Origin of the sequence: Neorhizobium sp. BT27B (assembly GCF_050455485.1) — a bacterium.
Taxonomy (GTDB): Bacteria; Pseudomonadota; Alphaproteobacteria; order Rhizobiales; family Rhizobiaceae; genus Neorhizobium.
Window position 1 is genome coordinate 898,450 of record NZ_JBCIYT010000001.1, and the last position, 12,184, is coordinate 910,633.

General features: G+C 59.7%; 7 protein-coding genes and 1 tRNA gene. 2 read left to right on the top strand and 6 right to left on the bottom strand.

Features of this window, described 5'->3' with window-relative positions:
- Nucleotides 1-8 precede the first annotated feature (8 nt).
- From AAIH70_RS04725 to AAIH70_RS04735, 3 genes are all read right to left on the bottom strand, one after another.
- A complete protein-coding gene (locus AAIH70_RS04725) occupies nucleotides 9-677 on the bottom strand; it encodes a helix-turn-helix transcriptional regulator (RefSeq protein WP_245519089.1) in 669 nt (222 codons plus the stop codon).
- Nucleotides 678-1,287: 610 nt separating this feature from the next.
- Nucleotides 1,288-1,364, bottom strand: a tRNA-His gene (locus AAIH70_RS04730).
- A gap of 125 nt (nucleotides 1,365-1,489) precedes the next feature.
- Nucleotides 1,490-1,936 carry a phasin family protein gene (locus AAIH70_RS04735; RefSeq protein WP_132272708.1) on the bottom strand — a complete coding sequence of 149 codons (447 nt, stop codon included), beginning with the start codon at nucleotides 1,934-1,936 and terminating at the stop codon, nucleotides 1,490-1,492.
- 231 nt (nucleotides 1,937-2,167) lie between these two features.
- On the opposite strand from AAIH70_RS04735, the gene AAIH70_RS04740 reads away from it, so the two are divergent.
- Nucleotides 2,168-6,115, top strand: coding sequence for an ATP-binding protein (locus AAIH70_RS04740; RefSeq protein WP_430033292.1), 3,948 nt, complete (start codon nucleotides 2,168-2,170; stop codon nucleotides 6,113-6,115).
- Nucleotides 6,116-6,420: 305 nt separating this feature from the next.
- Here the strand turns inward: AAIH70_RS04740 and AAIH70_RS04745 are convergent, their stop codons facing one another.
- A complete protein-coding gene (locus AAIH70_RS04745) occupies nucleotides 6,421-8,376 on the bottom strand; it encodes an acetoacetate--CoA ligase (RefSeq protein ID WP_132272706.1) in 1,956 nt (651 codons plus the stop codon).
- Nucleotides 8,377-8,535: 159 nt separating this feature from the next.
- Between AAIH70_RS04745 and AAIH70_RS04750 the strand changes: the two genes are divergently transcribed.
- Complete coding sequence (locus AAIH70_RS04750) at nucleotides 8,536-10,386, top strand: AsmA family protein (protein ID WP_132272705.1); 1,851 nt, start codon at nucleotides 8,536-8,538, stop codon at nucleotides 10,384-10,386.
- A gap of 19 nt (nucleotides 10,387-10,405) precedes the next feature.
- Here AAIH70_RS04750 and AAIH70_RS04755 read toward each other — a convergent pair whose 3' ends face one another.
- Both AAIH70_RS04755 and AAIH70_RS04760 read right to left on the bottom strand, forming a co-directional pair.
- Nucleotides 10,406-11,218, bottom strand: a complete 813-nt coding sequence (locus AAIH70_RS04755) for an ABC transporter permease (protein WP_132272704.1) — start codon at nucleotides 11,216-11,218, stop codon at nucleotides 10,406-10,408.
- 4 nt (nucleotides 11,219-11,222) lie between these two features.
- Nucleotides 11,223-12,176, bottom strand: coding sequence for an ABC transporter permease subunit (locus tag AAIH70_RS04760; protein ID WP_132272703.1), 954 nt, complete (start codon nucleotides 12,174-12,176; stop codon nucleotides 11,223-11,225).
- Nucleotides 12,177-12,184 lie beyond the last annotated feature (8 nt).

Consider the following 12,184-nt stretch of genomic DNA (forward strand, 5'->3'; position numbering starts at 1 on the left):
ACATCTCTTTATTCACCGTGATGTTCGTAGGCGCCATGGCCGAGCCGATGCGCCATCAGCATGGCAGTGAGCTGCACAAGATTGCGTGCCCCCATGCGATCCTTCATGCGCTCGAGACGGTGCTCGACCGTTCGCGGCGACACATTGATCTGGGCAGCGATTTCCTTGGCGGTGGCGCCCTCCACCAGCAACTGCACGATCGATTCGTCCGTCAGGTCGAGTTCCGCATGTTTTTGCGGTGCCACGAACATGAAACGTCCCATGGTGCAGGTGATCACCCATTCCGGCCCAGCAGTGTTCTTCTGTGCCAGCATGATTCGATCGTAACCGACACTGAGGCCCATGACGCGTGTCTTGACCACCTCGATGACCGGCTGCTGCGTCTGGATCACTTCCTGCATACGCGGCACGACCGCGTGTTCCATGAACTGGCGGTCGGACACGTCCCCCAATGGCCCATCGGGAAGAAGCTTGGACATATCCAGCAGGCGTGACGCAAAGCCATAGGTGCGGATTGCCCGCATGCGCCATTGCCACGGATCGCCTTCATCGACCCGGATCAGAGTGAGGCGCATACGCACCGAAAGAAGATCCACCACACCACGATAGATATCGATAGCATCGGCAGGACGATTTGGGTCAGATGCGAGCCATGCATCAAGAAGCTTACGACTCACTACTGAAAAAGGTGTCTCTTTAGGCATAAGATAAGTTGTAGTACCCAGCTAAAAACTGAGGACATACGAGCCGAATATTTCTTCCCGCACAAGGAGAAATTCCTTTAAAACGCAACTGCTTATTTAGTTTTCTCGCATTTTTGCGACGCAGACGGGAAAATAGCAACCGGCGGCTGCCAAATTCCCGAAACGGCACATCGCGGTCCCAAAATGGTTAGATTTTTTTTACGGTAAAACCTCGAAACAACGGCCAGAATAGTGATTTTACGAGCCTAGCAAGTCCGCAATTGCCACAGTTTCGCCCCAAACAAAGGCGGAATCTAAACTTGATATATACATCAACTGCAGACGGAAAATTCGATCCCAATTGTCGAAGGCTGGCGTTGTCGACCTTGCGCACGCTATCCGTTACCGCAACGACACGGATCGAAGAACCATCTCTGATGGTGACTTGGCGAATATACGCGCCGCAAACAGACTGGCAGACGTGCCAATACCCGTCGCCATGACGATCACAGCAACGCAAAACAACAAAAATGAAACTGGAGAGAAGAGACTTCTCTTCTCCCCGACAGTCGCAGTGACATAAAGACTGACGGGGAGAAGAGAATGGTACGGTTGAGTGGGGTCGAACCACCGACCTCAGGTGCCACAAACCTGCGCTCTAACCAACTGAGCTACAACCGCACATGAGACGTTTTGGGCGTCTGCGGCTCACATACGAGGATCAAACTCGTTTTGCAAGCCCCTAACAGTCATCCAGATGAGAAAGACCACATGACAATGTGCAGTCTTTATCCTTCGCAAACGGATCAGGCCGCCTTGAAGCCGGCCATGGCACGTTCGGCCGCAGCGCGTCCGGGTTTCGTCACCTGCTCGGCCACCTTGCGGGTCGTCTCTTGCATGCCGCGCATATGCTGCGCAGTCAACTCCGCCTGCTTGCGCATGAAACTGGACTGCAGTTCGAACAGTTCGGACACCGAGCGCACGCCCATCATCGCTTCCATATGGGCGATGGAAAGATCGGCGCTGCTGCGCATCGTGTCCGCCACCTTCATGCCCAGCTCGAATGAGCCTGACTGGGCAGACTGAAATGTGTCTTCCACAGTTTTCGTCGCGTCCGTCGTCACTTCGCGCATGCGCGAATAGGCTTCGCGGGACTGTTCGGCGCCCTTCTCCGCAGCCTCGCGGAACCCTTGCGCCATACGGCTCGGATCGAATGTGGAAAATCCAAAGAAATCATCGGCTTTATAAGCCATGTCATGTCCTCCTCGACATAAACCCGGCAGGGGATGCCGGCTCCTCATCTGTATATTTAAAACATCTAATTGTGCAATGCAACATATTTGTGCGCCGCACCTTCCGGCGTTAACCCTCTTGCCCGAAAGGAAGGCGGCGAAGGTGGACCCGAGCCCCCTGTGAAGTTACTAACAATATGTTAACTTGGCACTTCGTCGCGTATCTGGCGAAGGTGCTCCCAGGGTTCGTTCATGTCCGCTGTACAGTATCCATTTATAGACATCGCCGTGCATCCGCGCATCCGTGCGCGCCTTTCCGGCGGCGAGGCGATCGTCATTTTTTCGCCCGACATGAAACATGCGCTCTGGGCGAACGGACGCGGCGCCGAGCTTTTCGGCCACGAATCCATCTATGATTTTCTCGACCATGGCACCGCCCCGATCGACGTGTCCTTCCGGCAGGCGGACGCGGCTGCGCGTGGATTGAAGAATGACGGCGACAGCCGCTCCTTTATAATGCGCGTCACCAACGGTTTTCAGCGCACCGCCGTGCAGGCCACATGCGAACTGATGACGATCGGCCACGACCGCGCCATCATGATTGCCGCACCGACTGCCGACGAGACGATGTCTGTCGCCCAATGCGCGGCGCGCATGATCGAAGGTTTTGACGACACCGATACGCACCGCGCCGTGCTGGACCAGAATGGCGCGATCCTGGCCGCCTCGCCGCGTTTCGCCTCGCTCGATCTGACGCCGCATACCGCGCGCATGCTGGTGAATATGGCCGCCGTGCATAATGAAGGCCTGGTAAAACGCCCTGTCCCGACCAGGATCGGCTACCTGCCGGCGGCGATGGGCCGGGTTTCCGACATGCCGGCCATGCATCTTCTGTTCATCGTCGAACCGGACGAGGATTCCTCCGACGTCATTCCGATGGAAATCAGGCGAGAGACGATCGGGAACGAAGACGTGACAGCAGTCGTCGATACCGCTCCGGCAATTGCCGAAATCATCGAGCCGGCCGAAATTTCAGAGCCGGAAGTGCCGGCCGTGGAAACTCCTGCCGAAACCACGCCCGCCGCCGATGCTTATGCGGATACGCTCGATGCGCTGGCAGACATTTCCGAAGTGGATGACGAGCCGACCGAGGAGGCTGAATTCGAGCCCTCCAGCCGGCCCGCCAACGAAACGACGCAGACCGAACAGGCCATGTCCGAGGTGAGGCAGGCGCTGCTCGACAGCTTTGGCACCGAACCCGAGGCCCAGGATGGCGACGAAGCCGTGGCTTCCGATGACGCCGAGGACATGGATGAGGTAGACGAGACCGAATTGGAAGCGGACGAAGATCTGCCGGTAGAAGAGGTTTTGGCGGACGATGCTCCGGTCGCAGCCGAAGAAGAAGATCTGGCCGATACGGCAGTGACGGAAACCGTGGCCGTCACCGTGGATGAACCGAATGAGACGCCGGCACAGATGTTCGGCACCTCCAGAATTTCCGATAATGCAGAGCCTTTCGTGTTTTCGCCCGATATGCGCGCCACGCGTTTTGTCTGGAAGATCGATTCCGAAGGCCGGTTCAGCGAAGTGTCCAGCGAGTTTGCCCGCGTCGTCGGCCCACATGCCGCCGATATCAACGGCCTTGCCTTTTCCGATCTCGCAGCGCTGTTCAACTTCGATCCGGACGGCAAGATCGCAGAGCTTTTGCGCAAGCGCGATACGTGGTCCGGCAAGACCATCTGGTGGCCGATCGAAGGCACGACCCTGAAAGTGCCGGTCGACCTCGCCGCCCTGCCCACCTATACGCGTTCACGCGAATTCGACGGTTTTCGCGGTTTCGGGATCGTGCGCGTTGCCGATGTGGCGGAAGACCCGCTGGCAATCGGTGTGACACTGGTGCCGACACCGGCCGCCGCTGAGACGGAAACCTCGGCTGAAGACGCCACTGCCGAGAGCGATGACACAGCCGTTCATGGGTCGGACGACAGCATCGCCCTGCTGCCGGAAACGAGTGACGACGACATCCCGGCTTCAGCGGACGTTGTTGACGATAGCGACACAGCTACGGCAGCCGACGATGCTTATGCCGACCCCGCCGAGGCGGAAGATGCCGATGACATCGCGCCGGAAGAAGACACTTCCGAGATGGATGCGCCTGCCGCCCCGGAAGAAGAGCGGCCCGCGCTTCGCGTCGTCGAAACACCGTCGCGTCGCCATTCCGACAAGGTCATCCAGTTCGAGGAACGCCGTTCGCGCAAGGATGGGCTGACGCCCGGCGAGCAGGCAGCGTTTATCGAGATCGCCCGCCGCCTCGAGCCACTGACGGATCGGGAAGAGGTGGAGGACGACAATTCCATCCTCGCGCCTCACGCCAATGAAAACGCCCCGAGCGACCTCATCGAGGCCGCAGCCGGGCAGGACGAAACGGCGGCAGAAGAGACTGTTGACGCAGCCGAGCAGCCGGACGACAGCGACGCGAACCTTGACGGGAGCAGCGACGCGGCGGAAGACGGCGATGAAGACGTGGCTTCCGAAGCGCTGCCATTGCTCGATCAGGCGGAAACCGATGCCGATGAAACCGACCGGGTCGATGCCCAGATTGAGGAAGATGACGAGGACGAGCAGGAACCGGAAGCCGAGGAGCCGGCGACCTATGCCGACATCATTCCGGTGCGCGCACGGCTTGGTCTGAGTGCGGAAATTCTCGACCAGATGCCGGTGGCGTTGATCGTTCATGCCGGCGACCGGCTGTTCCATGCCAATCCCGAATTCCTGCGCCTGACCGGCTACGAATCCCTTGATCAGCTTGATGAACTTGGCGGTCTCGACGTGCTTTTGCAGCGCGACGAACTCGAAGCCAAGACCGCCGAGGCCGGTGGCATGGTGGTGGTGCGCGCCGACGATACGCTGGTTCCGGTCAGCGCCCGCCTGCAATCGATCCGCTGGGAACAATCGACCGCGCTGATGCTCGCACTGATGCCGGTCGCGGTGGTCGCAGAACCCGTGCCTGCGGCCGTGCAGACTGCTGCCGAAACCGTCGTGGACGAAGACGCAGCCGCCATTGCCGCGGAAGTCTCAGGCCTCAAGGTGGAAGTGGACGAGCTGCGCTCGATCCTCGAAACCGCGACGGACGGCGTCGTCATCATCGGCTCGGAAGGCGATGTGCGCTCGATGAACCGGGCTGCCAGTGCGCTGTTCAACTATGACAATGACGAGACCGCCGGCCGGCCTTTCGTGATGCTGTTTGCCCATGAAAGCCAGCGCTCGGTCATCGATTATCTCGGTGGCCTGTCCGGCCATGGCGTTGCCAGCGTTCTGAATGACGGGCGTGAGGTGATCGGCCGTGAAGCCGGTGGTGGTTTCCTGCCGCTGTTCATGACGATCGGCCGGTTAACCTCGTCGAACGGTTATTGCGCCGTCATCCGCGACATCACCGCCTGGAAGCGGACCGAGGAAGAACTGCGCAACGCCAAGCGCGCCGCCGAAACAGCCAATGCGCACAAGAGCGATTTTCTCGCCCATGTCAGCCATGAGATCCGCACGCCGCTGAACGCGATCATCGGTTTTGCCGACATGATGGCGACCGAACGTTTTGGCCCGATCGGCCATCCGCGCTATGTGGAATATGCCAATGATATCGGCCGCTCCGGCCGCCATGTGCTCGATATCGTCAACGACCTCCTGGATATTTCCAAGATCGAGGCGGGCGAGATGGATCTCGAATTCGAGGCGGTTGGCCTGAACGAGACCGTGTCGGAAGCCGTGTCGATCATCCAGCCACAGGCCAACGGCCAACGGGTGATCATTCGCACCGCGCTCTCTCAGGCTGTGCCGCAGGTGGTGGCGGATCTGCGTTCGATCAAGCAGATCGTTCTCAACCTCCTGTCCAATGCCATCCGGTTCACCCCGTCGGGCGGGCAGATCGTGGTGTCCAGCGCTTTCGAGGCGAATGGCAACGTCATCCTGCGCATCCGCGATACCGGGATCGGCATGACGCGCTCGGAACTGGAACTGGCGATGAAGCCTTTCCGGCAGGTGACAGGGGCTGCCCGCAAGCGCGGCGACGGCACCGGGCTGGGACTGCCGCTGACCAAGGCGATGGTGGATGCCAACCGCGCATCCTTCGCCATCTCGTCGACGCCCAACGAAGGAACACTGGTGGAGATCACCTTCCCCTCACCGCGTGTTCTGGCCAACTGATTGCAACGCTGGAATGCGGGCAAAAAAGAAGGCAGCCGAAGCTGCCTTTTTATAAGTTGATGCTGCGATCCCAACGACGGGAAAAAGGTGTCAGACGGTGAAAGTGAGCGCCGAAACCAGGCGACATTCCGCTTTTCCGTTCAGTGTTAACTTTGCACCAACAGGTCTTAACGACCGGTAAATTTTCCCGTTTTCCGCCAGGTAAAAGGCACAATTTACGATAAAGAATCACGTAACTCCCGCAAAGAGACAACGAAAAGTGTATGGTTGCAGCGACCCGCGCCAATCCGGCACAGGTTGGGAAATCATGAGCGTAATTCAGTCAGATTTGAGAAAAGGGTGAGTGCTTCGGGATTGGCGAGTGCCTCCCGATTTTTCACCGTCCGCCCATGCACGATCTCGCGCACTGCGAGTTCGACGATCTTGCCGGACTTGGTACGGGGAATGTCTGCGACGGCAATGATCCTTGCCGGCACATGCCGCGGTGACGCCCCTGCCCTGATGGTGGACCTGATTCTGGATTGCAGCGCCTCGTCCAGAGCAGCGCCGGATGCCAGACGCACGAACAGCACGACTCGAACATCGTCTTCCCAGTCCTGACCGATACACAGGGCCTCGGCGATCTCCTCCATCTTCTCGACCTGATTGTAGATTTCCGCCGTACCGATGCGCACGCCGCCGGGATTGAGCGTGGCATCCGAGCGCCCATGGATGATCAGCCCGCCGTGATCCGTCCATTCGGCAAAATCGCCGTGGCACCAGATATTGTCGAAACGCTCGAAATAGGCGGCGTGATATTTGGCGCCGTCGGGATCGTTCCAGAACATCACCGGCATCGAGGGAAACGCTTGGGTGCAGACCAGCTCGCCCTTTTCGCCGCGCACAGAATTTCCGGCCTCGTCAAAGACATCGACGGCAAGGCCGAGGCCCGGCCCCTGTATCTCGCCGCGCCAGACCGGTTTCAGCGGATGGCCGAGCACGAAGCAGGAGACGATATCGGTGCCGCCGGAAATCGAGGCGAGATGCACATCCGGTTTGATGCCGTCGTAAACGAAGGAAAACCCTTCCGGCGATAGCGGTGAACCCGTCGAGGTGAGCATCCGCAGTTGCGTCAGATCATGCGTCTCTCTCGGCACCAGACCTGCCTTGCGCACCGCATCGATATATTTGGCCGAAGTGCCGAACAGCGAAAACCGCTCTTCCTGCGCAAAATCGAACAGGACATTGCCATCCGGCGCGAAGGGCGAGCCGTCGTAAAGGCACAGCGTTGCACCCGATGCGAGGCCGGAGACCAGCCAGTTCCACATCATCCAGCCGCAGGTGGTGAAATAGAACAGCCTTTCGCCAGGCATCACGCCGCAATGCAACTGCTGTTCCTTCAGGTGCTGCAACAAAGTGCCGCCGGCGGAATGGACGATGCATTTCGGAACACCGGTCGTGCCGGATGAAAACAGGATATAGAGCGGATGCGAAAATGGTAGCGGCTCGAACTGCGGCTCACCCGCCTCGAAAGGAGCGATGAAGGCGGCAAGCGTGCGGCCATCGGCCAGTGACGCGGAAAGGGTTTCGGCTTCGCCCGCATAAGGCACGACCAGAACCGGCACACCAAGCTCTGCGCCGACAGCCCTCACCTTCTCCGAAACATCCTGCCGCTTGCCGTTATACCAGTAGCCGTCGCAGGTGATGAACAGTTTGGGCTCGATCTGGCCAAACCGGTCGAGCACGCCCTGCACGCCAAAATCCGGCGAGCATGACGACCAGATGGCGCCGAGCGATGCGGCCGCGAGCATCAGGGCCACCGTTTCCGGCATGTTCGGCATCATGGCGGCAATACGATCACCCTTGCCGATGCCCGATGCACGAAACGCCTGCTGCAGGCGCGAGACCGAAGCGGCAAGCTCATCCCATGACCAGCGGGCAAAGACCTTGTCCTCGCCGCGAAAGATCAGCGCATCCTCGGCACCACGTCGCGACAGCAGGTTTTGTGCGAAGTTGAGGGTCGCTTCGGGAAAGAAACGCGCTTCGGTCATGTGGCCATCATCGACCAGAACCGGTCCTGGCCTTTCACCCCACACGCCGCAAAAATCCCAGACCGCCGACCAGAAATCCGCCCGCTCGGCAACCGACCAGGCATGAAACGCATCCGGCCCGTCGAACTGCCGGTCGTATCGTTTTTCGCACCAGTGCATGAAGCGGGCGAGCGGCGACGCGCAGAGCGCGTCGGGTGCCGGCACCCATAACGGTTTTTGCGATTGCGGCATGAATGAAGTCCTCCCACTCCCACACCAGTCTAACATAAGCCATTTGGCGGAAAAGGCGCGGCATCCGGCCTATTTGCATGGCCGCTGGATTTCCGCTAACGAAAGCCACACATTGCCGAGGCCCCGAGATTGCGAAGCCATGGGCGCTTCGAGGAAAGCATGTTGCAGTCGCTGATCCATTCGCTCAAGACCAGAAAACGCTACCGGCGATCGGCCATGGTCGTGGCCGTCGGCGCAATCGCGCTCGGGCTGGTTTCGCAGGTTGCGGCCCCGTATCTGATTTCCACATCGCTGGTGCGCAACGGCATGGAAGAGGCCGTCGAACAATGGTTCGGGCATGAGGCAACCATTGAAGGTGCTCCGGAGCTGCATTTCTGGCCGCATCCGCACATCATCCTGAAGGATGTTTCCATTCGCGAGACGGAAGATCCAGCCTCTCGCCTGATTGCCCATGTCGATAATCTCTCGGCATCGTTCGAGCTGTTTCAGGCGCTACGCGGCAATCTGGTCTTCGAGGATTTCGACCTTGTACGCCCAAAGCTTTTCGCCTTGCGCACGGCATCCGGTGACATCGACTGGTCAATGGACGGTTTGCTCAATGATGCGGTCAAGAAGGTTCGCAGCAATGCCGGCAATACAGCGATCGGCAAGGATCTCGATGCCGCCATCGGCGAGGTGACGATCGAGGACGGCTCGGTCGAGATCAGTGATGCCAATGGTCAACACAAAACCAGCCTGACAGCGGTCAACGGAACGGTGGAATGGCCGCAGCTTTCCTCGGCGATCTCTTCGCGCCTCACCGGAACGCTGAGAGACAAGACTTTTACGCTCTCCTTCTCCTCGGCAAAACCGCTGACGCTTCTGGCCGGCCGCAATGCCGATGCCGACCTTTCGCTCAGCTCCGACCTGTTTTCGGGCCAGTTCAGCGGCACTGCCAATCTGGCGACTTACGCATTTCTGGCCGGATCGTTCAGCATCAACATGCCGCGCGTGCCGGACATTCTCAACTGGCTCGACATCCACGTTACCGGCCTCGACCGGCTGAACCAGCTGTCGCTCAAGGGCCAGATGATGACGGCCGGCAATGCCCTGCGTTTCGAACAGGTGTCGCTGCAGGCCAATGAGGCATCGGCCACCGGCATCATGGATCTGGTGGCATCCGATGGCGCAAGACCACGCCTGACCGGCACGCTCGCCTTCGACAAGCTGAATTTTTCCGCGATCATCGCAGCTCTGTCACCACAGCCGCAGACTGCCGGCCAGGATGATGTGACGCCGGCCGCCCTTCTCGGCGACCTTCTCGATCTCGACCTGCGCCTGTCCGCGACGGAGGCGCAACTGGGGCCGCTGCCGCTACGCAATGCCGCCGTCAGCCTGATCAACACACACCAGATGGCACGCGTTGATCTGGTCGACAGTTCAATCGATGGCGGACGGTTGACCGGCCAGATCAGCGCCCCGGAAGGCCGGCTGACCGATAGCGCCGATCTCAGGCTGTCGCTGCGGGATGTCGACCTTGCTAGCGTATCACGCCGCTTCGGCGTCGAGGCGATCGTTCCCGAGGCGAACGGTTCCGCCGAACTGGCCCTGCATCTTGCCAAACCGCTTGGTCTGGCGACGATGAGCGATCTTTCCGGCTCGCTGCGCCTTTCGGCACGCAACGGCCGCCTGAACGGCATCGACCTTGCCGCCATTCGCCAGCTGGCCGGGCAGTCCGCCTATTTTGCCCTGAAGGATGTCAGCGACGGCGATATCCTCTTCGATCGCATGGATATCTCGGCAACCATCGCCGATGGCGTTGCCGAGCTTGGCGAAGCAAGGCTGGATGGGCCGAGTGACCTGATCGTGCTGAGCGGGCTGGTGCCGCTGGAAACGCAGGGGCTGGCGCTTTCCGCCAATATCTATGCCGAGACGGACGGCACGCCTTCCAACGACCCGCTGATGATGTTCATCGGTGGCGCATGGCCGACACCGGTGTTCTGGCCAATGGCCAAGCCGCCGCAACCATAAACGCATCAGCCCATAACGATCAGCCTTGAGCGGCAGCGTGTTCGTCACGCTGGCGGCGCAGCTCGTTGCGTTTGGTGGCCAGCGAGGCCGCAATCACGCCGATCGCCACAAGCCCGATCAGGATTGTGCAGATCGCATTGATCTCAGGTGTTACACCCAGACGCACCTGCGAATAGATCTTGATCGGCAGCGTGGTGGCGCCGGGGCCGGTGTTGAAGTTGGCGATCACCAGATCGTCCAGCGACAGGGTAAAGGCCAGCATCCAGCCCGCCAGAACCGCCGGCAGGATGAGCGGCAGGGTGATGCGGAAAAACGTCTTCACCGGCGGGCAACCGAGATCGAGCGCCGCCTCTTCCAGAGACCGGTCGAATGTCAGGAGCCGCGACTGCACGACGATCGCGACATAGCACATCGAAAAGGTCGTGTGGGCGATGACCACGGTCCAGAAACCGCGATCGACATTGAGCGATACGAACAATAACAGCAGCGACAGGCCGGTAATGACTTCCGGCATCACCAGCGGCGCATAGATCATGCCCGAAAACAGCAGACGGCCGGGGATTTTGCGGAACCGCACCAAGGTCAGCGCCGCCAGCGTGCCGAGAATGGTGGCGATCGTGGCACTGAGCAGGGCAACACGTGCGGTCACCCATGCGGCATCCATCAGCCCCTGGTTCGACCACATCTGCTGGTACCAGACGAGCGAAAACCCGCCCCAGACCGTGACCAGCCGCGAGGCGTTGAACGAATAGATCACCAGAATGAGGATCGGGATGTAGAGGAAGGCGAAACCGAGAGTGAGAACGGTCGCGTCGAAACGGGCATTCTTCATGGCCTTATCCCGCCTTCTGCTGCTGGTTCTGGAAATAGACGATGGGCAGGACCAGCACCGCCAGCAATATGACGGCGATCGCCGAAGCGAGCGGCCAGTCGCGGCTGTTGAAGAACTCGGTCCACAAGGTCTTGCCGATCATCAGCGTATCGGCGCCACCGAGCAGATCGGGGATGACGAATTCGCCGGTGATCGGGATGAAGCAGATCAGCGAGCCGGCAATCACGCCGGGCAAGGACAATGGGAATGTGATGCGCCAGAAGGCCTTCCAGGGCGGGCAGCCGAGATCGCTTGCGGCTTCCAGCAGCGTATGGTCCATCTTTTCCAGCGCGGCATACAGCGGCAGGACCATGAACGGCAGGTAGGAATAAACGATGCCGATGAAGACCGCGTAATCGGTGCGAAAGATCTGTACCTGCTCGCCCTCGCCCATCAGGCCGATCGACTGGAAAAGAACCGTGAGCAGGCCTTCCGGCTTCAGGATGCCGATCCAGGCGTAAACGCGGATCAGGAACGAGGTCCAGAATGGCAGGATGACCATCATCACCAGAATCGGCCGCAGACTGGTCTTGGCGCGCGCCATGGCAAGCGCCATCGGATAACCGATCAGCAGCAGCAGAACCGTCGAGATGGCGGCGATGCGCAGCGAGTTGAGATAGGATTTGATGTAGATACTGTCGCTTGCCAGATAGGCGTAGTTTTCGAAATCCAGCTGCGAGAAGAAGGTGCCGAGATTGCCAAAACCCTGAAAGGTCGGCGTGTAGGGCGGCATGGCGATTGCCGTGTCGGACAGCGAGATTTTTGCGATGATCAGGAAGGGTGCCGCGAAAAACAGCAGCAGCCAGAGATAGGGAATGGCGACGATCAGCCAGCGTGCCGGATTGGTGCGCCCGGCATCATCGGCAAGTTCGACTTTTGGCTCGGGCGGTAACGGGGGAGACAGCGTATCGATTGCCATGGCGCTCT